26 protein-coding genes are annotated in these 22,654 nt (G+C 70.9%); 14 read left to right on the forward strand and 12 right to left on the reverse strand.

All coding sequences use genetic code 11. The features are described from left to right. Positions 1-4: 4 nt before the first annotated feature. The 5 genes from ASC58_RS03555 to ASC58_RS03575 all read right to left on the reverse strand — a co-directional run bounded on the left by ASC58_RS03555 (position 5) and on the right by ASC58_RS03575 (position 5,737). Entirely contained in the window at positions 5-508 is a 504-nt protein-coding gene (locus tag ASC58_RS03555) for a flavin reductase family protein (protein ID WP_056915395.1), read from the reverse strand. Further along, complete coding sequence (gene mshB, locus ASC58_RS03560; RefSeq protein WP_056915396.1) at positions 505-1,440, reverse strand: N-acetyl-1-D-myo-inositol-2-amino-2-deoxy-alpha-D-glucopyranoside deacetylase; 936 nt, start codon at positions 1,438-1,440, stop codon at positions 505-507. The genes ASC58_RS03555 and mshB overlap by 4 nt, the downstream gene beginning before the upstream one ends. Positions 1,441-1,444: 4 nt before the next feature. Next, entirely contained in the window at positions 1,445-3,208 is a 1,764-nt protein-coding gene (locus ASC58_RS03565) for an ABC transporter substrate-binding protein (protein ID WP_235529070.1), read from the reverse strand. A gap of 19 nt (positions 3,209-3,227) precedes the next feature. Further along, a complete protein-coding gene (typA, locus tag ASC58_RS03570; RefSeq protein WP_056918470.1) occupies positions 3,228-5,111 on the reverse strand; it encodes a translational GTPase TypA in 1,884 nt (627 codons plus the stop codon). Between the two features lie 191 nt (positions 5,112-5,302). Beyond that, complete coding sequence (locus ASC58_RS03575; protein WP_056915398.1) at positions 5,303-5,737, reverse strand: (deoxy)nucleoside triphosphate pyrophosphohydrolase; 435 nt, start codon at positions 5,735-5,737, stop codon at positions 5,303-5,305. 185 nt (positions 5,738-5,922) lie between these two features. Between ASC58_RS03575 and ASC58_RS03580 the strand changes: the two genes are divergently transcribed. The 12 genes from ASC58_RS03580 (at position 5,923) to ASC58_RS03635 (ending at position 16,866) form a co-directional block, all read left to right on the forward strand. Then, positions 5,923-7,596: an ABC transporter substrate-binding protein gene (locus ASC58_RS03580; RefSeq protein WP_056915399.1), complete on the forward strand. Its 1,674-nt coding sequence runs from the start codon at positions 5,923-5,925 to the stop codon at positions 7,594-7,596. Positions 7,597-7,758: 162 nt separating this feature from the next. Continuing rightward, positions 7,759-8,769 (forward strand): ABC transporter permease, encoded by a 1,011-nt coding sequence (locus tag ASC58_RS03585; protein ID WP_056915400.1) that lies wholly within the window; start codon positions 7,759-7,761, stop codon positions 8,767-8,769. After that, positions 8,766-9,776, forward strand: a complete 1,011-nt coding sequence (locus tag ASC58_RS03590) for an ABC transporter permease (RefSeq protein ID WP_056918354.1) — start codon at positions 8,766-8,768, stop codon at positions 9,774-9,776. Before ASC58_RS03585 ends, ASC58_RS03590 begins: the two co-directional genes overlap by 4 nt. Positions 9,777-9,783: 7 nt before the next feature. Further along, complete coding sequence (locus ASC58_RS03595; RefSeq protein WP_056918355.1) at positions 9,784-10,803, forward strand: ABC transporter ATP-binding protein; 1,020 nt, start codon at positions 9,784-9,786, stop codon at positions 10,801-10,803. Beyond that, complete coding sequence (locus tag ASC58_RS03600) at positions 10,800-11,924, forward strand: ABC transporter ATP-binding protein (protein ID WP_056915403.1); 1,125 nt, start codon at positions 10,800-10,802, stop codon at positions 11,922-11,924. The genes ASC58_RS03595 and ASC58_RS03600 overlap by 4 nt, the downstream gene beginning before the upstream one ends. Before the next feature lie 172 nt (positions 11,925-12,096). Beyond that, positions 12,097-12,405 (forward strand): 4a-hydroxytetrahydrobiopterin dehydratase, encoded by a 309-nt coding sequence (locus ASC58_RS03605; RefSeq protein WP_056915404.1) that lies wholly within the window; start codon positions 12,097-12,099, stop codon positions 12,403-12,405. After that, positions 12,398-13,123, forward strand: coding sequence for a VIT family protein (locus ASC58_RS03610; protein ID WP_369796189.1), 726 nt, complete (start codon positions 12,398-12,400; stop codon positions 13,121-13,123). The genes ASC58_RS03605 and ASC58_RS03610 overlap by 8 nt, the downstream gene beginning before the upstream one ends. A 176-nt stretch (positions 13,124-13,299) precedes the next feature. Continuing rightward, positions 13,300-13,953 (forward strand): fasciclin domain-containing protein, encoded by a 654-nt coding sequence (locus tag ASC58_RS03615; protein ID WP_056918357.1) that lies wholly within the window; start codon positions 13,300-13,302, stop codon positions 13,951-13,953. Between the two features lie 43 nt (positions 13,954-13,996). Continuing rightward, positions 13,997-14,809, forward strand: coding sequence for a DUF4397 domain-containing protein (locus tag ASC58_RS03620; protein ID WP_056918358.1), 813 nt, complete (start codon positions 13,997-13,999; stop codon positions 14,807-14,809). Between the two features lie 18 nt (positions 14,810-14,827). Then, entirely contained in the window at positions 14,828-15,523 is a 696-nt protein-coding gene (locus tag ASC58_RS21500; RefSeq protein ID WP_235529072.1) for a class F sortase, read from the forward strand. Between the two features lie 25 nt (positions 15,524-15,548). Next, on the forward strand, positions 15,549-16,121 hold the full coding sequence (locus tag ASC58_RS03630; RefSeq protein WP_235529073.1) for an RNA polymerase sigma factor: 573 nt from the start codon (positions 15,549-15,551) through the stop codon (positions 16,119-16,121). After that, on the forward strand, positions 16,105-16,866 hold the full coding sequence (locus tag ASC58_RS03635; RefSeq protein WP_056918359.1) for an anti-sigma factor domain-containing protein: 762 nt from the start codon (positions 16,105-16,107) through the stop codon (positions 16,864-16,866). Before ASC58_RS03630 ends, ASC58_RS03635 begins: the two co-directional genes overlap by 17 nt. A gap of 11 nt (positions 16,867-16,877) precedes the next feature. Here ASC58_RS03635 and ASC58_RS03640 read toward each other — a convergent pair whose 3' ends face one another. Beyond that, a complete protein-coding gene (locus ASC58_RS03640) occupies positions 16,878-17,081 on the reverse strand; it encodes a hypothetical protein (protein WP_056915410.1) in 204 nt (67 codons plus the stop codon). 94 nt (positions 17,082-17,175) lie between these two features. After that, on the reverse strand, positions 17,176-18,285 hold the full coding sequence (locus ASC58_RS03645) for a DUF1524 domain-containing protein (protein WP_082552881.1): 1,110 nt from the start codon (positions 18,283-18,285) through the stop codon (positions 17,176-17,178). Between the two features lie 156 nt (positions 18,286-18,441). Between ASC58_RS03645 and ASC58_RS03650 the strand changes: the two genes are divergently transcribed. Beyond that, entirely contained in the window at positions 18,442-18,675 is a 234-nt protein-coding gene (locus ASC58_RS03650; protein ID WP_056915412.1) for a hypothetical protein, read from the forward strand. Here ASC58_RS03650 and ASC58_RS03655 read toward each other — a convergent pair. From ASC58_RS03655 to ASC58_RS03670, 4 genes are all read right to left on the reverse strand, one after another. After that, positions 18,672-19,316 carry a DUF1989 domain-containing protein gene (locus ASC58_RS03655; protein ID WP_082552882.1) on the reverse strand — a complete coding sequence of 215 codons (645 nt, stop codon included), beginning with the start codon at positions 19,314-19,316 and terminating at the stop codon, positions 18,672-18,674. The genes ASC58_RS03650 and ASC58_RS03655 overlap by 4 nt on opposite strands. After that, entirely contained in the window at positions 19,313-20,053 is a 741-nt protein-coding gene (gene gntA, locus ASC58_RS03660; protein ID WP_056918360.1) for a guanitoxin biosynthesis heme-dependent pre-guanitoxin N-hydroxylase GntA, read from the reverse strand. The genes ASC58_RS03655 and gntA overlap by 4 nt, the downstream gene beginning before the upstream one ends. Positions 20,054-20,055: 2 nt before the next feature. Next, complete coding sequence (locus ASC58_RS03665; RefSeq protein WP_056915415.1) at positions 20,056-20,553, reverse strand: hemerythrin domain-containing protein; 498 nt, start codon at positions 20,551-20,553, stop codon at positions 20,056-20,058. Positions 20,554-20,986: 433 nt separating this feature from the next. Next, positions 20,987-21,280, reverse strand: a complete 294-nt coding sequence (locus ASC58_RS03670; protein ID WP_056915416.1) for a WhiB family transcriptional regulator — start codon at positions 21,278-21,280, stop codon at positions 20,987-20,989. A 95-nt stretch (positions 21,281-21,375) separates the two neighbouring features. Between ASC58_RS03670 and ASC58_RS03675 the strand changes: the two genes are divergently transcribed. Further along, positions 21,376-21,762: a MerR family transcriptional regulator gene (locus tag ASC58_RS03675; RefSeq protein WP_056918361.1), complete on the forward strand. Its 387-nt coding sequence runs from the start codon at positions 21,376-21,378 to the stop codon at positions 21,760-21,762. Here ASC58_RS03675 and ASC58_RS03680 read toward each other — a convergent pair. Then, positions 21,665-22,654: an EamA family transporter gene (locus ASC58_RS03680; protein WP_200947713.1), complete on the reverse strand. Its 990-nt coding sequence runs from the start codon at positions 22,652-22,654 to the stop codon at positions 21,665-21,667. The two genes, ASC58_RS03675 and ASC58_RS03680, sit on opposite strands and share 98 nt — an antisense overlap.

The raw sequence follows: 22,654 nt of genomic DNA on the forward strand, positions 1-22,654 counted from the left end.
CCCATCACTTCAGCGCCTGGTAGCGGCTGCGGTAGTACACCAGCGCGGCCGCGGGGTGCTCGTTGCTCGAGAGGGACACTACTTCGCCGACCACGATGCTGTGGTCACCGGCGGGGTGCACGTCCGTGGTTCGACACTCGATCGTTGCCATCGCGCCGTCCAGGAGGGCCACGCCCGTGGCCGCACCGCGGTGGTGGGGTATGCGGTCGAGCTGGCCGTGCAGGGGTCGGCCCTGGGTCGAGAGCCACTGCGCCACGGGCCGCTGCTCGGCCCCGAGGATGCTCACACCCCAGATGCCTGCGTCGGTGACGGCCTCGTGGAAGCGCGCGTCGACCTCGACGCACACGAGCACCAGCAGGGGGTCGATCGAGACGGAGGTGATGGCGTTGGCCGTCATCGCGTGGTCGTGCTCGCCGCTGCGGGTGGTCAGCACCGTCACACCGGTGGCGAACCGCCCCATCGCCAGGCGGAACTGGTCGGTGTCGACGGCCGGGAGGTCGGTGCTCACGCGGGAGCTCCTGTCAGGTCGGTGCGACGGGACCCCGGCGGGGCGCCCGTCCGGGAGTGGTCGACCGGGCGCAGGTCCGCGCCGGTGACGAGGTGTCCGGTCTCGGGGTCGAGCAGGGCGAAGCCCTCACGCCCCGACAGCCGGGCCGCGATGTCGTTGGACAGGGCGTAGGTCTCACCGTCCACGGTCACCTGGGTGGCGTGGGCGCGAAGCGCCCGGGCCTGGACCGGGACGAGGGTGGGCTCGACGACCTCGTGGGTCACGAGCTCGTCGGCCACCACCGACGGCGGGTACTCGCCGTCGGGGTCCGGCAGCGACCACGGGGAGTCGGGTGGGAGGTGCTCTGCCAGCCACTGCCGGTCCTCACGGGCCCACGAGCGCGGCGTCAGCACGGCATACAGGAGGGGGCGCTGCTCGCGGGGCAGGGAGGCCACGGCCGCACACGTGATGCGGTGGGTCTGGACGTGGTCCGGGTGGAGGTAGCCACCGTGCTCGTCGTAGGTGACGACGACGGCGGGCCGGACCCGTCGCAGGACGTCGACGACCAGGGACACGGCCTCCTCCGGGTCGGCGCGCACGAAGGTCCCGGGGCCGGGTGGCGAGTCCAACCCGGCCATCCCGGAGTCGCGGTAGGCGGACAGGCGGCTCTCGTCCTCCCCCAGCACCTCGTGGCTCACGCCGAGGGCGGCCATGGCGGCGCGCAGCTCCTCGCGGCGGTACGGCCCGAGGGCGTCGTCGTGGTGCACGTCGAGGTGCAGCAGCTCGGGCGGGATCACCTCGCCCTCCTCCCCCAGGGTGCAGGTGAGGACGTGGACCGGGTGCCCCTCCTGCGCATGACGGGCCATGGTGATGCCCGTCGTCAAGGTCTCGTCGTCCGGGTGCGCGTGGACGAACAGCAGGCGTGCCGCGGGCGCAGGGTCGGGGGTCGTCACCTGGCTATTCCACACCGATGGTCGCCAGGTCCACGAACCCACCCAGGGCCTCGTTGGCGCTGAGCCCGCTCACGGCGCTCCCGGCGATGAACAACGAACGGCGCTGCGCCAAGGCGATGTAGGCGCCACGCTTGGCCAGCGAGGTGTCGAGGTCGGCCCACGCCGCCGCCTGCGCCGCAGGGTCCTTCACCGTCGAGATCCGGGTGATCTCCTTGTCGACGCCGTCGTCCGCGAAGGCGCCCAGGTCGCGGCCGGTCCCGCTGTCCGAGAGGTTCAGGCGGCTGTCGAACAGCGGGGGGATCACCGTGGAGGCCGCCGGCCAGGCCGGCGCCCAGTTGGCCCAGAAGACATCGGTGTCGGCCGCGCGGCCGGGCCTGGACGCCGCCGAGAAGTAGTCCTTCTCGATGGGCTGCAGCGTGACCTGGAAACCGGCCCGCTCCCAGCCGTTGAGCAGCGCCGCCATCGCCTTGTCCGCGGTCGGGGTCGAGCGGTAGGCGACCGTGATCTTCACCGGGAGCGTCAGCCCCGACGCCTGGAGGGCCGCCCGGGCCCCGGCCGGGTCGCCCGACGGTGAGGCACCGAGCGGGTCGGTGTCGCGGTGACCGGCGATGGCGGGGCCCAGCAGGGTCGACGTGGGTTCGGCTGCGCTCGTTCCGCCCAGGGCGGTGACGTACCCGTCACGGTTGGTCGCCAGCGCCAGGGCCCGTCGCACGTCCGCGTTGCGCATGACCGGGGAGGCGAAGCTCGGCGCGAGGTAGTCGACGAACTGCGCGGTGGGGTTGATCGAACGGCGGGTCAACCCCTTGTCGGCGAGCACCTGCTGCTGCATCGCCGGCGGAGCCGAGTCGAGGGTGACGGCGCGTCGGCGGTCGCCCTCGTCGTTGATGACCTGCTGGACGGCCGTCTGGGACTCGGTGCCCTCGACGTACCGGATCGATTCAGGCGCGGCGCGGCGGATGGGGTCGGAACCCTTGTCCCACTTGGGGTTTCGCTCGAAGACCCCACCGGTGCTGGGATCCCACTCGCCCTTGAGCTGGTAGGGCCCGTTGGAGAACACGGCATACGTGGCGTCGGCCTTGCCGTCCCGGGACTTCTTGACGGGCGCGAAGGCGGGCAGCGCCACGACCTGGTTGAAGTCGACCATCGGTGTGCTGAGGCGGAAGGTGATCTTGGACCCGTCGCAGGTGACCGCCTTGTCGAACGCCGCCTGGCCCGAGCCGCCGAACGGTCCGGCGTAGGTCGACGTCCCGTCGGCCTTGCGCGGGATGTCGAGGTAGGCCAGGGGGTAGTTGAGGCCCTCGTCGGCCCACGGCTTCGCGAACGACCGTGAGACGCCGTAGCGAACGTCCTCGCAGGTGACCGGCGAACCGTCCTGCCACGTGGTCCCGCTGCGCAGCGTGAACGCCCAGACCTTCAGCGAGTCGTCGGGTCGGCCGGCATCGGTGGCGAGGTCGCCGACGACGTCCCGCTGGGCTGCCGCGTCGGTGCCCGCCGGGTGGGCCGTCAGGGTGCGGATGAAGGTCCGCCCCGCGAAGGCGACGTCCTGCGGCGTGGTCATGCGCTGGGGGTCCCAGCTCGCCACTGGGCCCAGGGACAGCACGGAGAGCTGCCCGGCCACACCCGTGTCCGGCGCCGAGGCGTCGCCGGCGGTGCACCCGGACACCATGAGGGCGACCGCCACGAGGGCGGTCACCACCCCGGGTCGCCGGAAGGGCCTGCACGGGGGCAGGCCCGACCGGCGTGATGGCAGCAGGCGTCGGTGGAGCACGCTCACCAGCCTGCCGCGATCAGGCGTTGCGCGCCCGGGACGCGGCGCGGGCGCGCAGGGTCTGGTCGAGCTCGACCTTGCGGATGCGCACGGCCTCCGGGGTCACCTCGACGCACTCGTCCTCGCGGCAGAACTCGAGCGACTGCTCGAGGCTCAGCTTGCGCGGGGGCACGATCTTCTCGAAGTTGTCCGAGGAGGAGGCGCGCACGTTGGTGAGCTTCTTCTCCTTGGTGATGTTGACGTCCATGTCGTCGGCGCGGGAGTTCTCGCCGATGATCATGCCCTCGTAGACCTCGGTCGTCGGGTCGACGAACAGCGTCCCGCGCTCCTGGAGGTTGACCATGGCGTAGGCCGTGACGACACCGGTGCGGTCGGAGACGAGCGAACCGCTGGTGCGGGTGACGATCGGGCCGAACCACGGCTCGTAGTCCTCGAACACGTGGTGGGCGATGCCCGTGCCGCGGGTCTCGGTGAGGAACTCGGTGCGAAAGCCGATGAGCCCGCGCGACGGCACGAGGAACTCCATGCGGATCCAGCCGGTGCCGTGGTTGGTCATCTGCTCCATGCGGCCCTTGCGGGCAGCCATGATCTGCGTGATCGGGCCGAGGAACTCCTCGGGGGTGTCGATCGTGAGGCGCTCGACCGGCTCGTGGGTCTTGCCGTCGATCTCGCGGGTGACCACCTGGGGCTTGCCGACCGTGAGCTCGTAGCCCTCACGCTTCATCTGCTCGACGAGGATGGCGAGCGCGAGCTCTCCACGGCCCTGGACCTCCCACGCGTCGGGACGCTCGGTCGTCAGGACGCGCAGCGACACGTTGCCGATGAGCTCCTTGTCGAGGCGGTCCTTGACCATGCGGGCGGTGACCTTCGAGCCACGGACACGGCCCACCATCGGGCTGGTGTTGGTGCCGATGGTCATGGAGATGGCCGGCTCGTCGACGGTGATGACCGGAAGCGGGATGGGGTTCTCCGCGTCGGCGAGGGTCTCGCCGATCATGATCTCGGGGATGCCGGCGATGGCGATGATGTCGCCGGGGCCGGCCGACTCGGCGGGCTTGCGCTCGAGGGCCTCGGTCATGAGGAGCTCGGTGATCTTCACGCGCTCGACGGTGCCGTCGACCTTGCACCAGGCGACGTGCTGGCCCTTCCTGATCGTGCCGTTGTGCACGCGCAGGAGGGCGAGGCGACCGAGGAAGTTGGAGGCGTCGAGGTTGGTGACGTGCGCCTGCAGGGGCGCCTCGTCGTCGTACGTCGGCGCGGGGATCGTCGACAGGATCGTCTCGAAGAGTGCCTCGAGGTCGTCGGCGTCCGGCAGGCCACCGTTCTCGGGACGGGTCATCGACGCGCGGCCGTTCTTGGCGGAGGCGTAGACGATCGGGAACTCGATCTGGTGCTCGTCGGCGTCGAGGTCCATGAACAGCTCGTAGACGTCGTCGACGACCTCGGCGATGCGCGAGTCGGGGCGGTCGACCTTGTTGATGCACAGGACGACGGGCATCTTGGCGGCGAGCGCCTTGCGTAGCACGAAGCGGGTCTGGGGCAGCGGGCCCTCGGACGCGTCGACGAGCAGGACGACACCGTCGACCATCGACAGGCCGCGCTCGACCTCGCCACCGAAGTCGGCGTGGCCGGGGGTGTCGATGATGTTGATCGTGGCGCCATCGGCGAGGCCGGCCTCTGCGGCGGCCTTGCCGGCGTAGTGGATCGCGGTGTTCTTCGCGAGGATGGTGATGCCCTTCTCGCGCTCGAGGTCACCGGAGTCCATCGCGCGCTCGTCGACGTGCTGGTGCTCGCCGAACGCGCCGGCCTCCCAGAGCATCTTGTCGACCAGGGTGGTCTTTCCGTGGTCGACGTGGGCAACGATGGCGACATTGCGGATGTCACCGCGGGTCTTCATGGGCATGAGCGCCATTGTCTCAGGCTTTCGAGCACGTCAGGACCACCCCGCCCGTACGTGGTGACCACCCCCACAAGCGGGGTGTGCGGCGGGCCCGCCCGCCGCCATACCTCCCGGTGGTGCCGGCTCACCACCGGACGGGTCCCTCAGCGCCCGGGAGGCGGCGCTGTCGGTTGTTTGGCTGCGGTTGGCGCGACTCAGCGCAGCCGGGTGGCGATCACGTCGACGATCGGGAGGTCGGCGGGCAGCCACGGCACGTCGTGGAGGTCGTCGGCGGTGAGCCACCGGAGGGCGTCGTGGTCCTCCAACGGGGCAGGTTCGCCCGACTCGACCACGGCCCACCACACCGTCATCGCGTACGCCTCCCCCAGCGGCCACCGGCCGTCCCGGGGCCCGCGGAGCACGGCTCCGAGGCGCACCGTCACCCCCAGCTCCTCGCGCAGCTCGCGGTGCAGGGCCTGCTCGTCGGTCTCGCCCGGGTCGACCTTGCCACCGGGGAACTCCCACCCGCCGGCCAGCGCCGGGGGCTCGGTCCGACGGGCGCTCAACAGGCGCGTCGGGTGGTCGAGGTCGTCGACGATCGCGGCGCCGACGACGGCGCGCACCAACGGGAACCGTGCTCTTTCCGGCATGTGTCTCACTTTTGTTAATTTCCGCGGCGGAGCGGTGCGGGCACCGCAGTTCTCGCTAGGGTCTCGCACCAACCGTAGAAGGTTTGCGCACGCATGCCCCTTCGGACCGCACCACCTGCACCACCCCTGCTCCACCCCTGGCGCCCGACCGGGTCGACCAAAGTTCGCACACAAGCGAGGTATTCATGAAGCTCACGCGAAGGACGACTCCGGTCGTCTTGGCGACGACGCTGGCCCTCACCCTGACGGCCTGCGCCCAGTCAGACCGCGGGTCTGGCAGCGGTTCCTCCAGCGGTGGTGACACCAAGGACACCATCACGTTCGGCGCGGCAGGCGCCCCCGAGCTCTTCGACCCCTTCTACGCCACCGACGGCGAGACGTTCCGCGTCACCCGCCAGATGATGGAGGGCCTGGTCGGCATCAAGCCGGGCACCGCCGACATCGAGCCCGAGCTCGCCACCAGCTGGGAGGCCTCGGCCGACGGCAAGGAGTGGACGTTCAAGCTCCGCGAGGGCGTCAAGTTCTGGGACGGCGAGGCCTTCAACGCCGCAGCCGTCTGCTACAACTTCGAGCGCATGTTCGACCAGAACGAGGTCGCCCAGGGCGGCCCCGCCGGCTACTGGGCCGACGTCATGGGTTCGTTCAAGACCGACGCGGCCAACGCCCTCTACCAGGGCTGCACGGCCAAGGACGACATGACCGCGGTCATCAAGATCCTGCGCCCGACGTCGAAGTTCCCGACGGCCCTGTCGCTCGACTCGTTCTCCATGCAGTCGCCGAAGGCGCTCAAGGACGGCGACGCGAACAACGTCACCAAGCAGGGTGAGGGCTTCGGCTACCCCGCGTACTCGAAGAACCCGGTCGGCACCGGCCCGTACAAGCTCGACAAGTACGACGAGGCCAACAAGACGGTCACGCTCGTGCGCAACGACGCCTACTGGGGCGAGAAGGCGAAGACGGCCAAGCTCGTCTTCAAGATCATCCCCGACGAGAGCACCCGTCGCCAGGAGCTCGAGGCCGGCAGCATCGACGGCTACGACCTCCCCAACCCGGCTGACTGGAAGGGCCTGAAGGACGCCGGCAACGACGTGCTCGTCCGCCCCGCGTTCAACATCCTCTACATGGGCCTCAACCCGGCCAAGAACCCGAAGCTGAAGGACCTCAAGGTCCGCCAGGCCCTCTACTACGCCCTCAACCGTGAGCAGCTGGTCAAGACCCAGCTGCCCGAGGGCGCGACCGTCGCCACGCAGTTCGTCCCCGAGACGATCAAGGGCTACAACAAGGACCTGCAGCCGTACGCGTACGACAAGGCCAAGGCCATGTCGCTCCTCAAGGAGGCCGGCGCCGAGGGCATGAGCCTGACGTTCGCCTACCCGTCCGAGGTGTCGCGTCCGTACATGCCGGACCCCCAGAAGATCTACGAGGCCCTGCGCACCGACCTCGAGGCCGTCGGCATCAAGGTCAACGTGGTCACCAAGCCGTGGAACGGTGGCTACCTCGACACCGTCGACAACGGTGGCTACGACGCGTGGCTGCTCGGCTGGACCGGTGACTACAACTCGCCCGACAACTTCATCGGCACCTTCTTCGGCAGCCTGAAGACCAACGACTTCCACACCAGTGCGACGTCGTACGGCGCCCAGCTGTCCAAGGACCTCGAGGCGGCCGACGCCATCGTGGACGAGGGCCAGCGCACCGCTGCCTACGAGAAGCTCAACAAGACGATCATGGAAGACGACCTGCCGGGTCTGGCGATCAGCCACTCCCCGCCGGCCCTGGTCGTGAGCAAGAAGCTCAAGGGCCTGGTCGCCAGCCCGCTGACCGCCGAGACGTTCTCCTCGGTGACGGTGAGCAAGTGATCTGAGGTAGACCTCGGACAGCACTTCCTAAGACTGTGGCCGTCCCAGCAGAATCGCTGGGACGGCCACAGTCGTGTATGAACGTTCGTCGAACATGCACTTCCCCCCGTGCGAACCCGTCCGTCGACGCCGATGGTCGACCGTGAAGGAGATTGAGCCCCTGTGCTGAGATTCATCCTGCGAAGACTGCTGCAGATGGTGGGGGTGGTCGTCGTCCTGTCCCTGCTGGTCTTCCTCTGGCTGCGTTCGCTGCCGGGCGGCACCGTGTCCGCCATCCTCGGCGAGAAGGCGACACCGGCCCGACGGGCCGCCCTGGAGAAGGCCCTCGGCCTCGACCAGCCCCTCTACGTCCAGTACTGGCAGTTCCTCAAGCGGGCCGTCCAGGGCCAGTTCGGGTCGAGCACCGGCGTGCAGCCGGGTGTCGACGCCATGCAGGTGTTCGTGCAGCGGTTCCCCGCGACCCTGGAGCTGAGCTTCTTCGCCCTGCTCTTCGCGATCGCCGCCGGCATTCCCCTCGGGTACATGGCCGCTCGGCGCCGCACGTCGTGGTTCGACAACCTGTCGGTGGTCGGCTCCCTCATCGGTGTCGCCGTCCCGGTCTTCTTCCTCGCCTTCCTGCTGAAGTACTGGTTCGCGATCAACCTGCACTGGCTGCCGGTGTCCGGTCGCCAGGACCCGAGCCTCGACGCGACCCGTGTCACCGGGTTCTTCGTCCTCGACGGGCTCCTCACGCGTGAGTACGACGCCGCCTGGGACGCGCTGAAGCACCTGATCCTGCCGAGCCTCGCGCTGGCGACCATCCCCTTCGCGGTGATCTTCCGCATCACCCGCGCGTCCGTCCTGGACGTCATGGACGAGGACTACGTGCGCACCGCGGAGTCGAAGGGCCTGACCAACAAGGTCATCCGCGGCCGGCACATCCTGCGCAACGCCCTCCTGCCCGTGGTCACGACGATCGGCCTGCAGACCGGTGGCCTGCTCGTCGGCGCGGTGCTGACCGAGCGGGTGTTCTCCTGGGGCGGGATCGGCGAGGCCGTGGCGGTGGCGTTCACCCGTCGCGACTACGCCGTCCTGCAGGTGTGCATCCTCATGGCGGCGATCACGTTCGTCGTCATCAACCTTCTCGTCGACATCGCGTATGCCGTGATCGACCCCCGAGTCCGGACGAGGTGACCCCGGTGTCCAATCCCCTCAACCCTGACAACCTGGACCCCAGGAACAAGAAGCAGCGCATCGACGAGCTCGCAGCCGGCTCCGGCGGCACCGCGACGCTCACCGTCGACGACGCCGGTCACATCGAGGAGAGCACCGGCGTCTCGCTCATCGCGAGCGCGTGGCGCCGGCTGCGGCGCAACCCGGTCTTCCTCCTCGGCGCCGGCATCACCCTCCTGTTCGTCCTGCTGGCGATCTTCGCCCCCCTCATCGCGCCGCACGACCCCACCAAGGGGCTGCTGCTCGACAAGGTCCGTCCGCAGAGCAACCCCGTCCCGGGTCCGGAAGCCGGCTTCCCCCTCGGCGCCGACACCTCAGGACGTGACGTCCTCTCCCGCCTCATCGTCGGGAGCCGCCAGACGCTGATCGTGGGTGTCTTCGCCACGCTCTTCGGCCTGGCGGGCGGCATGTCGCTCGGTGTCCTCGCCGGTGCCTTCAGCGGGTGGGTTGACTCCCTCGTCATGCGCATCGTGGACGTGATGCTCTCGATCCCGTCGCTGCTGCTCGCGGTGTCCATCGCGGCGCTGGCCTCGCGACCGAGCCAGTGGACGGTCATCATCGCCATCGCGACGGTCCAGGTCCCGATCTTCGCCCGACTGCTGCGCGGCTCGATGCTGGCGCAGCGTTCCAGCGACCACGTCCTCGCAGCGAGGGCGCTCGGCGTGAAGCGGTCGGCCATCGTGTTCCGGCACATGCTGCCCAACTCGCTCGGCCCGGTCATCGTCCAGGCGACGCTCGTCATCGCCGGAGCGATCATCGACGCCGCGGCGCTGTCCTTCCTCGGTCTCGGCAACCCCGACGACCGGCAGCCCGAGTGGGGCCAGATGCTGGGCAAGGCCCAGAACAACATCTTCGACAACCCGGCCCTGGCCATCTGGCCGGCGCTGTGCATCATCGTCGTGGCGCTCGGCTTCACCCTCATGGGTGAGTCATTGCGCGAGGCCCTCGACCCCAAGAGCAGGAGATGAGGGAGGCATGACCGAAACCATCGAGAACACCCGCACCCGAGGACACAGCGAGGAACCGCTGCTGTCGGTGCGCGACCTCACGGTCACCTTCACGCGGCAGGGCGAGAAGCCGTTCGTGGCCGTCGACGGCGTGAGCTTCGACGTCCGCCCCGGCCAGACCGTCGGCCTCGTCGGCGAGTCCGGCTGCGGCAAGTCCGTCACGTCCCTGGCGATCATGGGGCTGCTCCCCCAGCGCGGGGTCCGCGTCGAGGGCGAGGTCCTCTACGGCGGCACCAACCTGCTGACCCAGTCCAAAGAGCAGATGCGCGACCGCCGTGGACGCGACCTCGGCATGATCTTCCAGGACCCGTTGTCGTCGCTGAACCCCGTCGTGCCGATCGGCGTCCAGGTCACCGAGGTGCTGGAGCGCCACAAGGGCCTGTCCCGCAAGGCGGCCACGCCGCTGGCCCGCGAGATGCTCGACAAGGTCGGCATCCCCGACCCGAACCGCCGCCTCAAGGACTACCCGCACCAGCTCTCCGGCGGGATGCGCCAGCGCGCCCTCATCGCGATGGCGCTGGCGTGCGCCCCCAAGGTCCTCATCGCCGACGAGCCGACCACGGCCCTCGACGTGACGATCCAGGCCCAGATCCTCGCCCTGCTCAAGGAGCTGGTCGAGGACAGCGGCACGGCCCTGGTCATGATCACCCACGACCTCGGCGTCGTCGCCGGGCTGGTGGACCGGATCAACGTCCTCTACGCCGGTCGCATCGTCGAGCGCGGTGACCGCCACCCGCTCTTCGCGCAGCCGCGGCACCCGTACACGCACGGCCTGCTCAGCTCCATACCCCGGCTCGACGGGGAGCGGGGCACCAAGCTGACCCCGATCCCCGGCTCGGTGTCGGACAACCTGCCGTGGGCGAACGCGTGTGCGTTCGCGCCCCGGTGCTCGCAGCCCATCGACGTCTGCGTCGAGAAGACCCCTGAGTTCGTGGAGGACGGCCCGCGGGCGCTCCGCTGCCACAACCCCGTGGAGGTGTCCCGGTGACCGTCAGCGACGAGATCCTCGTCGACGTCAAGGACGTCAAGGTCCACTTCCCCATCAAGCGGGGGGTCATCTTCGACAAGACGATCGGCCACGTCTACGCCGTGGACGGCGTCGACCTGCAGATCCGCAAGGGAGAGACCTACGGCCTGGTCGGCGAGTCCGGCTGCGGGAAGTCGACCCTGGGGCGGGCCATCCTCAACCTCGAACCGCCCACCTCGGGCTCGGTCGAGTTCGACGGGATCGACATCGCCGCGCTCAAGGGCGAGGAGCTGCGGCACAAGCGCCAGGACATCCAGATGGTGTTCCAGGACCCGATGGGCAGCCTCGACCCGCGCCAGACCGTCGAGTCCCTGCTGCTCGAGGGCATGAAGGCGCACGGGCTGACCAAGGACGAGAAGCAGGCGGCCACACGGCTGCGGGACCTGCTCAAGGCCGTCGGCCTGCCGGTGGCGGCGCTGAAGAAGTACCCCCACGAGTTCTCCGGCGGCCAGCGCCAGCGCATCGGCATCGCCCGGGCCCTGTCGGTGAACCCCAAGCTCATCGTCGCCGACGAGCCCGTCTCGGCGCTCGACGTGTCGGTGCAGGCGCAGGTCATCAACCTCCTCGAGGAGCTCCAGGACGAGTTCGGGCTGACCTACCTCGTCGTGGCCCACGACCTCGCCGTCGTGCGCCACATCAGCGACCGCATCGGGGTCATGTACCTCGGGGCGATCGCGGAGGAGGCCGATGCGGAGGACCTCTACACGAAGCCGCTGCACCCGTACACGCGGGCGCTCATGTCCGCCGTGCCGGTCCCCGACCCGCTGATCGAGGACCGACGCGAGCGGATCCTGCTGCAGGGCGACCTGCCCTCCCCCGCCAACCCGCCCACCGGCTGCCGGTTCCACACGCGCTGCCCGTGGCGGCAGGACACGAAGTGCGACACCGAGCGCCCCCAGCTGCGCACCCTGCAGATCGCCGGTGTCCCCGACTCGCACCGGGTCGCCTGCCACTGGGCCGAGCAGATCGAGTCCGGCGAGGTCGCGATGCACACCGTCAAGGCCTCCCTGACGTCGCAGACGGACCACACCTCCGGTGGGGACGACTTCCTCGGGCCGGCCTCGGTCCAGGAGGCCCTCTGAGGAGCCACCGGGCCTGACCGGCCGACCGAAGACCGCGGGTATGCCGCGTGTGCACCTCGCGCACGCGGCACACCCGTCCCCGGGGGGGTGGTCGCCCGTCGGCCTGCGTCGGGTGGGTGAGGTGAGGCTGGGCTTCGGTGACAGAGGGGGCGTTCCTTGCCAGAGTGGGCGCATGTCCAGGTTGCTCACGCACGAGGAGATCGACCGCCAGCTGAACGACCTGCCCGGGTGGGCGGTCGACGGCACCCAGATCGTGGCGACGTTCGAGGCTCCCGACTTCCCCGCCGCGATCCGCCTCGTCGACGAGGTAGCCCTCGACGCCGAGTCGATGAACCACCACCCCGACATCGACATCCGTTGGCGCTCGGTGCGGTTCGTGCTCTCGACCCACGACCAGGGGGGCCTGACCCAGCTCGATGTCGAGCTCGCCCACCAGATCAACCAGGCCGCGGACCGGATCGGGGCGCAGCCGCGTGGCTGAGGTGGAGACCGACGTCGTCCCCCACGAGGGCGAGGAGCACGACCAAGGCATCGGCGCGAAGCTCAACTGGCTGCGGGCGGCCGTCCTCGGCGCCAACGACGGCATCGTCTCGACGGCCGGCATCGTGATCGGCGTGGCCGCCGCGACGACCGACCGCGGCGCCATCGTGACGGCCGGTGTCGCAGGCCTGGCTGCGGGTGCGATGAGCATGGCCGCGGGCGAGTACGTCTCGGTGAGCACCCAGCGGGACACCGAGAAGGCGTTGCTGGACAAGGAGACCCGAGAGCTGCGCGAGATGCCCGAGGAGGAGCTGCGCGAGCTCGCGGAGATCTACGAGGGCAAGGGTCTGTCGTCCGAGCTCGCCCACGAGGTAGCGGTGCAGCTGACGAAGCACGACGCCCTGGGCGCCCACGCCGAGGCCGAGCTCGGCATCGACCCGAACGAGCTGACCAACCCCTGGCACGCGGCGTGGGCCTCGATGTCTGCCTTCACGGGCGGGGCGCTGCTCCCCCTGGTCGCGATCCTCCTGCCGCCGCGGGGTGCCCGGGTCGTCGTCACGGCGCTGGCCGTCGTCGTCGCCCTCGCCGTCACCGGCGCGGTGAGCGCCGGCCTCGGGGGTGCACCGCGACAGCGCGCCGTCCTGCGCAACGTCGCGGGAGGCGTCCTCGCTATGGCGGTCACCTACGGCATCGGCGCCCTGGTGGGCACCCAGCTGTAAGGACGCGACGGACGCCACGCCCGTACCGAGGTACGGGTCGGGTCCCACGGTGGCACGGGCCCGGGAGCGGGTCGTCGACCAACTTCTCGCGCCCGAGTGCATCCCGGGACGGGGGTACGGCGGAAGTAGGGGCAGGCGGCCCACGACGGACCGCCCCGAGCCCTGGAGGTCCACCGATGTACCTGCGCCGCAGAGTCAGCTCCGTCCTCGCCACTGCCGCCCTCGCCACCGCGCTCGTCGCGCCAGCGGCGAGCGCGGCACCGACCACGACCGCGTCCACCGGGACGAGGAGCCTGGCCGCCGTGCTCACGGCGGACGGCAACACCTTCGACCGCAACTGGTACGACTACGACATCCTCACCGAGGCGGTCCTCGCCGTGCTCGCTGCCAAGCCGGACAGCCCGGTCGGGGTCCTCGCCGACGGCACCGTCCCCCTGACTGCGTTCCTGCCCAACGACCGCGCGTTCCAGGTCCTCGTCGCCGACCTCACCAGGTCGTGGCCGAGGACGGAGCAGAAGACGTTCAGCACGCTGGCGAGCACCGTGGGCATCGACGCGATCGAGAAGGTGCTGCTCTACCACGTCGTCCCGGGCGTGACGATCGACTCCCGGACGGCGCTGCGGTCCGACGGGGCCTCGCTCCCGACCGCCCTCCCGGGCGCGTCCTTCACCGTCGACGTCCTCTCCGCCCGCTTCAAGCTCGTGGTGCTGCGCGACAACGACAAGAACGACGTCAACCCGATCCTCAACCCCCGCGCCCTGGACATCAACAAGGGCAACCGGCAGATCGCCCACGGCATCGTCTTCGTCCTCCGACCTGTCGACCTCTGACCAGACCATTCCACCGAACCCTTCGAGAGCTGAGGAACCCCCCATGAAGATCACCCGCTTCCTCGCCGCCGCGCTCCTCGCGGTGGCAGCCACCGGGTCGGCCCTGCCGGCGCAGGCCGCCGGCGAAGCCACCGTCACCGTCGTCCACGGCATCCCCGGCGCCACGGTCGATGTCTACGCCAACGGTGACGCGTTGCTCACCGACTTCAAGCCCGGGACCGTCACCGACCCGGTGAAGCTCCCGGCCGGCACGTACGACCTCAAGGTCACCGCGGCCAACGCCGGTGCCGACGGCAAGGCCGTCGTCGAGGCCAAGGGTGTCGCCGTACCGGCCGGGGCCAACGTGTCCGTGGTCGCGCACCTCACGGCCGACGGCAAGCCCGTCCTCACCCCCTTCGTCAACGACGTCTCCAGGGTGGCGGCGGGGAAGGCCCGCCTGACGGTCCGGCACACGGCTGCCGCCCCGGCGGTGGACGTTCGGGCCAACGGTGCGGTGGCGTTCAAGGGTCTGACGAACCCCAAGGAGGCCAAGGCCGATCTCCCTGCCGGCACGATCAGCGCGGACGTGGTGCTCGCAGGCACCGACACGGTCGCGATCGGACCCGCCGACGTGACGCTGGCCGAGGGGAGCAACACGATCGTGTACGCCTACGGCAGCGCCACGGACGACACCCTCGCCCTGGCCGTCCAGACCATCTCCGGACTGCACTCCTCGCCCGGTGGCGTCCCTGCCGGCAACGGTGGGCAGGCGGCCGCGTCGGCGGACCTCTCTCGCGCCGCCCTGGTGGCCGCGGCAGCGGTCGTCGCCGGTGGCGTGGTGCTGCTGCGTCGTCGCCCCGCCGTCGCCCGCGGCTGAGGCGGGCCGACGGTGTTCGTGAGGGCCTCCCACAGGAGGGTGGCGGCCGCGGTGGTCGCCGCCCTCCTCGCGGGGGCCCTCACGGCCTGGCTGACGCGCGACGCCGGTGAGGACGACCCTCGGGCGCTCGCGCGCACGGCCTCGACGGGCACGACGGCCGCGCCGCTATACCGCCCGTTGCCCACGTCGTCGCCCACGCCGACACGCTCGGAGACGGGGCGCGACGCCATACCCGCCGCCGGAGTGGGCGCGACGGTCCGCTCCACACCTCCACCACCCACCCGCATCGTCGTCCCCCGGCTCGACGCGACCATGCGGGTGGCTCCCGTCGGGGTGGACCAGCGCGGCGACATGGTCATTCCCGCGGACCCGCGCGTGGCGGGGTGGTACCGGTTCGGGGCCGCACCGGGGAGCTCGTCCGGGGCGACCGTGATCGCGGCGCACGTCGACGACGCGCGCCACGGCATCGGTCCCCTGGCCCGCCTGGGGACCCTGCAGCGCGGCGACACCGTGACGCTGACCGCCGGAAGGGACGAGCTGCGCTACCGCGTCACCCGGGTGCTGCGTCTCGACAAGGGAAAGCTGGACACCGACGACCTGTTCGACCGGGACGGACCGGCTCGCCTGCACCTGGTCACCTGCGGTGGCGCGTTCGACCGAACCACCGGGCACTACGAGGACAACATCGTCGTCGTGGCGACACCGGTGGGCTGAGATCCCCATGACTACAGTGGAAGGCGTGTTGGCCCTGGACGAGCTGGTCGCGGAGCAGGACGACCTCGCCGCCCGGTTCGCCTCGGGTTCGCGCGAGGCTCTCGCCGAGGTCTACGAACGCTGGTCGGCACTCGTCTACACGGTGGCCTTGCGGGCCCTGGACGACGCGCACGACGCGGAGGACGTCACCCAGCAGGTCTTCGTGTCGGCGTGGGGAAGCCGCCACACCCTGCGGCCGAGCGAGGGCGCCATACCGGCCTGGCTCGTGGGCATCACCCGCCACAAGGTCGCCGACGTCCGCACCCAGCGCTACCGCAGGGCTCGCAACCTGGCCGCCGTCGCCTCCGTCACGCCCGAGGCCGGCTCCCCGCCACCCGAGCCCGACATCGCCCAGCGTCTGCTCGTCGCCCACGAGGTCGACCGCCTGGGCGAGCCACGGGCGTCGGTGCTGCGGCTGGCCTTCATCGAGGACCGGCCGCAGGAGGAGATCGCCGAGCGGCTCGGCTTGCCGCTGGGCACCGTGAAGAGCCACGTCCGCCGAGGACTGGTGCAGCTGCGATCACGACTGGAGGAGGTGGACGATGACTCACCCCGATGAGGAGACCCTGGCCGGGCTGGCCCTGGGTGACGCCGCAGGGGCGTCCGACGACCTCGCCCACGTGGCCACGTGCCCCTCCTGCAGCGCCACGGTGGCCGACCTCCGCCGCGTGGCCGACGCGGTGTCCGTGTCGCCCCGACGCCTCGACCTCGCTGCTCCCCCCGCCGGCCTGTTCGACCGCATCGAGGCCCAGATCGACGACGAGGAGCGGGACTCCGAGGTCCTCGACCAGGCTCACGCCGTCGCTCCGTCACCCGCCATCGCGCAGTCCCCTCCCACGCAACCGGTCGCAGCCCGGGCGAGACGCCGCTGGGGCCCGGTCGGGCGGGCGGCGGGCGCCGCTGCTGCCGGGATCGCCATCGGGTTGCTCGCGGGGTACGCGGTGTGGAACGAACCCGCACCCCCGGCACCCGTGGAGGTCGCGAGCACCCGGCTCGACACCCTCGACACCCGGCAGTGGCAGGGGATGGCCACGCTGTTGCGCGAGGACGACCAGGAGCTCCTCTCGGTCCGGACCGAGCGACTCGACGCCGGCTCCGGCTACCTCGAGGTGTGGCTGCTCAACCGCGACGGAAAGCGGATGGTGTCCCTCGGGGTGCTCCGGTCCGACGGCCGGTCGTCCTTCCCCGTCACCCAGCAGCTGATCGACGAGGGATACGTCATCGTCGACATCTCGCGGGAGGGGTTCGACGAGCGACCCGAGCACTCCGGCGACAGCCTGGTCCGGGGGACCCTGAAGAGCTGACCCCCACGTCGTCAGACGTCGAGCTTGCCCATGGCCGGCAGCGACAGGAGGGTCGAGACCGCGGCGACCCGGACCTGCGGCGGCGCGTGCACCGCCTCGATCGAGGAGCCGGTGCCGGTGACCGGCACGGACAGGGCTGCGGCGAGGACCGCGGCGGACGTGAGCCCGCGCGCGGTCAGGTGGGGGCGACGGAGGGTGGCTGCGGCGATGTTCATGGCACCACCGTGGTGGCAGGCGCTGGCGCGCGGGTGTGCCGCCACTGTGCCGTTCCTGTGAGGGGCGGACCACCGCGCGGGGCCCGCCTGCGCTTCAGCGTTCGCAGGCCAGCCCGTCGTGGTCACGGTCCTGGTACCAGTCGTACTCCGGGTCCACGCCCTGCCGGTAGGGGCCGTAGCCGGCGGCGTTCGCCTCCCGGCACGTCCCGAACCGCGGGTCGGTGTGGGAGGGCTTGGGGGTCGACGGCTTGGGGGTGCTCCGGCTGCGGGCCGGGGTCGGTGTCGGGGTGGGGGTGGCCCCGGTGGGTCCGCCACCGAGCGGGATCGCCCTGGCCGTCGGCAGCGCCTGGCCGGGGCACGCCCGGAGCACCCGGATGACCGCGTCGCGCTCGGCCGCCGTGACCCACAGGCCGTACCGGTGCTTGACCGCCACCTGTCGCGCGACGTAGGAGCAGCGACCGGCCTTGCGCGGAGGCAGCCAGGTGGCGGCGTCTCCGTCACCCTTGCCGGCGTTCGTGGGGCCGTCCACGGCAAGGAGGTTGAGCGGGTCGTTGGCGAACGCCGTTCGCTTGGCGGTCGACCACTGCTGGGCGCCCTTCTGCCACGCGTCCGAGAGTGCGACGACGTGGTCGATCTGGACGGCGTTGGAGGTACCCCGCCCACGGACGAAGTCGATCGCCGTGCCGGTGTAGGGATCCGCGAGGGTGCCGGCCAGGACCAGGCAACCGTTCGTGCCCGCCTTGAGGGTGAAGCGCGTGAGGTCGCGCCGGAGGATGTCGTTGCGGGTGTCGCAGCCGTTGCGATCGACGTCGGCCCAGGCCTGGCCGAACCGGTCGCGGTCGTAGCCCGTCCTGGGCGCCCGACCCTTGACCGGCAGGGTGGCCAACGTCGTCACGGCGGTGCCCGGTCGTACCGTCGCGGTCGCCGCGTCCGGGGCAGGGGTGGTCGAGGCGGCGGGACGGGAGGTGTCGGTCGTCGCCGAGCGCGCCGGGTTCGTCGTCGGCGTCGTGGTGGTGGTCGGCGCCGGGGCCGACGCCGGCTGCGCCTCCTCGCCTGGCGGCGTGGAGCCCGTGGAGCTCGTGGGGCCCGTGAGCGTCGAGAAGGCCGGGGAGTCCGCGTTCGCCGGCACGCAGCCCGAGACCGCGACGACGAGCAGGACCCAGCCTGCGGCCGCTGGCCAGCGGAGCTCGGGACGGCGAATCATGAGGAGGGACAGACACTTTCGATGGGGGACGGTTCACGCTACGTCCTCACCGACCCTCGTCCCTGCGAACCCGACAAGCCTGACCGAAGAGACGAGGATCGGATGGTCCGGCCGGTCCGCTCCCCCCGGCCACGCCCAGGCGCTACACATGACCTCATGACGGACAAGGTGCAGCTGCTCTGGGAACGCGCAGTGATCGGCGGTCTGGTATGGGCCGTGGGTGTGGCCGTGGTGGTGTGGGCGCTCGTCAGCGTCGGCGGGGGCTGGGGGGTGTTCTGGACGTTCGTCGGCCTCGTGATCGTCGTGGCGGGCGGCACGTTCGCCCTGATCGGCACGATCGCCCTCGGCGTGAAGCTCGGGCGCGAAGCCGCCGAGCTCGACGAGCCCTAGGACGCCCGGACCGAGTAGTCGATCGGCTTGCACGTCCCGCCGTTGGACTTCTCCGCCGAGCAGGCCGTCAGGCCCACGTGCAGGTCCATCTCGGCCCGGACCGTGAAGCGGTCCCCCGCGGACGACGTGGGAGGGTCGATGTGCAGCTCTCCCGAGGGCTCGGGCCAGACGTTCATGAAGATGTTGAGCGTCGTGGACACCATGTCGGAGGTGATCCCGAACGGCGACAGGCCGGTCACGAGGTTCTCCAGGCAGCTGGGGTGGTAGGCGCCCTCGAACTCGGGGTAGAGCAGGTCGAAGGTCTGCTGGCTGCACGGCGTGAGCAGGAAGTCGTGCCGGCCGCAGGTGTCCTCGACGACCGTGAGCATGGGAGTGCTCCGGTTGCTGTAGAGGGTGTGCCCGGTGGTCAGGAAGATCGTGTTGGCGAAGTCGATCGTCCGGCCGCTCGACAACCACTCGTCGTGGTCCTCGGCGTTGAAGCAGAAGAGGTCGCTGACCTGGCCGCCGGTCGGGTCGACCACCGTGAGCTGCTCCCCGGCGCGCAGCAGGAAGCCCGTGCCCGTCTGGGGCGCGAGTCGCTCGAGGCCGGTTCCCCCGTCCCGAGTCCCGGTGTCCTGGCCGTCGGTGTCGTGCGTGGTCACGGGCTCTCCTCGTCGAAGCTCACTGGGGCGGCCCAGTCGGTGGGGACCTCTCGGCCCGAGTACTGCCGGGCCTCCGAGCCGGCCCCGTGGTCGGCGACCATGGGGTTGACGTGGCCCTGCAGGGCGGTGTCCCGACGCCGGATGGTGTCACGCATGCGCTCGAACCGCTCGGACGCGCGAAGGTCCTCGAACTGCTGGTGCAGGTTGAACACCAGCGTGGGCAGCGGGGTCCGCCGGGCGATGCGCGAGGCGGCGGGGTGCAGACCGACGACGAAGTACGCGGTCCCCGCGACGCTGAACGCGAAGTGGGGGTTGGCCGGGTCGTCGGACACGTGCGGGCTCCACGGCTGCTGGTCGGCCTCGTGCAGCTGCTCGAGCTGACGCCACAGCAGCGACTCGAAGGCGGTCTCGCTGTCCACCACCGTGTCCGGGAAGACCGCCACGAGGGACGCGAACCCCGCCCCCTGGTCGGTGTCCCGGCCGAAGGCGCACAGGGCGCCGTACAACAGGGCCGTCGCGCCCTCGGTCGCCATCTCGCCGAGGGCGACGACGGTCGCCCGGTCGCGGTTGAAGACCGAACGAGCGCCCAGGCAGGGGTAGTCCGGGTGCAGCACCATCGTCTCGAGCGCGCCGGCCACCTCGTGCGGGCTGCGGCGGTCGGGGTCGAGGGCCAGCTCACGGGTGAGCTCGTCGAGGCCGGGCTCGCCGCCGTGGTTCGGGTGGAGTGCCTCGGTCACCGTCAGGAGACCACCGCGTCGACGACCTTCTTCAGCGCACTGGGCTGCGCCGGGGACCGGGGAGCGGTCTTCCTGGCCTCGAGGAGCCGCTCGCCGAGCTCGCTGAGCTGCTTGCGCCCCAGCCCTTCCCGGACCTTCGGGAACCAGTCGTTCTCCTCCTCGTCCATGTGGTGCCGCACGTTCTCGATGAGGACGGTGGTCTTGGCGTGGAACCGCTCGTCCGACGGCTTCATCGGCATGAGCTCCATGACCAGCACGTCCGCGACGTGGTGCTCCTCGTAGGACTCGAGGACGTCGTCCTCAAGGTCGGGCAGCAGGCGACGCACCTCGGGGTACATCACCTCGTTCTCGATGTAGGTGTGCATCGTCAGCAGCTCGATGCACTTCTTGACGATCGCCCCTTGGCGGGCAGGCGTCGTCGTCGACTTCTCGAACTCGCGGAAGAGCGCTCGGACCTCTTTGTGGTCGGCTCGCAGGATGGTGATGGCGTCGGTCGACATGGGGGCTCCAGACGTGAAGGGGTCGGGCCACGCGGCCCGACCCTGTGTCCTTACCCCCGCACCCCCACCCCAAACCCCCGGGTATGGCGCGGGGACCGGGACCTTGGCCCCTGCCGGTACGCGTGGTGGGCGTCGAGGCGGGGCCCCATGGCCTGCCGTGACGGGTAGCACCCTCCACGAGGTCGCCGGGCCGCGACCGAACGGCACGCGGGGGGTTTCCCTTCAGGAGCCCGCCCAGCGCCCCGCTCGTCGAGGCGGCGAAGCCGTGGTTCTACCGCCTCGTGGCCACGCCCCCGGCAAGCCCCTCGCCGCCTCCGCGGTCGCACGCGCACGGTCGGCACCGTCGCGCAGCACGGTTCACCGCCCGTGAGCGGCTGCGGCCCTGCCGGCCGGACAGCGCTGGCGCGCAGCCCGGACGCCTTCCCTCGAAGGGTCAGACGGCCTGGCGCGCGCTCTGGCCGAGGCGGATGAGCTCGCGCTCCTCCGGCGTCGTGCCGCCCCACACGCCATACGCCTCACGCACGGACATGGCGTGCTCGAAGCACTGCTTGACCACGGGGCACTCGCGGCACAGGGCCTTGGCCCGCTCGTCGCGGCTGAGGCGTCGGTTGCCGCGCTCGGCCTCCTCGGCGAAGAACTCGTTGGGGTCGGTGTCGCGGCACGCGCCCTCGACCTGCCATTCGTAGGAGCTCAACAGCGGTTGGGGCAGTCGCTTGATGCTGGCCATGTCTGAACTCTTCTCATGTGGCGGTGAAGTGGTTCACAACTTATGCAAAACCTATTCAACATGCAACCCGCCTGAACAAGTTCTACAGTCGAACCATGCCCAACGACGTCACCGCCTCCATCCCGGGGCAGGCACCCGGGCTCCGAATCGCCGGCTCGACACCGCTCCTCGTCCGCCCGCCACTGCTCGTGGTCCGCACCGACGACACGGCACCACCTGAGGTCGAGTGGTCGGTGGGCGCGGTCTCCGAGCAGTGCGGCATCCCGACGGCGACCCTGCGCAGCTGGGACCGCCGGTACGGCATCGGACCGTCGCAGCGCACCAGCGGCGGCCACCGCCGCTACACCGACCTGGACATCTGCCGGGTGCAGGTGGTGCAACAGCTCAGCGACCGCGGAGTGCCCACCCAGACCGCGGCACGCGTCGCCCTGTCGATGGACGCGGGCCGCCTCGCTCGCGAGACCGCCGCCCCCTCCGCCTGACAGCCGCCCCCGCCCCTCGCGCGCCGGACGCCCCGAGCAGGACCCCCGCGACCACGACCACCCCTCCGGCCACCTCGACGAGCGTGGGTCGCTCGTGCAGGACCAGCCCCGCGGTGGCCATCCCGACCACCGGGACGAGCATCGAGAACGGCCCGACGACGCCCGCAGGGTGCCGGGCGAGCAACCAGGTCCAGATCCCCGAGCCGACGACCGTCCCGACGAGCACGGTGTAGGCCAGCCCGGCCCAGGCGGGGGCTGCCTCGGCGGTGAACGAGGTGGACAGCGACCGCCCGATCGCCTCCGGACCCTCGAGGGCCAGGGACAGCGCGAGCATCGGCACGGGCACCACCACGGACATCCACAGCGTCAGGTGCAACGGGTTGGGTGGCGCCGCGAGCCGGCTGGACAGGTTGCCCAGCGCCCACCCGAGCGCACCGAGCAGCACCAGGACGTAGGGAACGAGCTGGGCGACGCCCGCTCGCGACACCCCCACGACGAGCATGCCGACCGCGGCCAGGGCCACCCCGAGCCACTGCCGTCGCCCCACCCCCTCCCCCAGCAGCAGGGCGCCCAGGACGAGGGTGAACGGGCCGGAGGCCTGCAGCACCAGCGACGCCAGACCGGACGGCATCCCCGCAGCCATCCCGGTGTACAGGAAGGTGAACTGGAGGACCCCGAACCCCAGGCCGTACCCCACCAGCCAGCGCGTGGGCACCTGCGGGCGAGGCACGAAGAGCAGGGTCGGGACCGCCAGCAGCGCGAAGCGCAGGGCCACGAGGAACAACGGCGGGAACTGCGCGAGCGACAGGTGGATCGCCAGGAAGTTCACGCCCCAGATGGCCGCGACCACGCAGGCCAGGACACGGTGCAGCGGTGGCAGTCCCTGGGTCAT

The organism is Phycicoccus sp. Root101, from assembly GCF_001426245.1.
GTDB lineage: Bacteria > Actinomycetota > Actinomycetes > Actinomycetales > Dermatophilaceae > Pedococcus.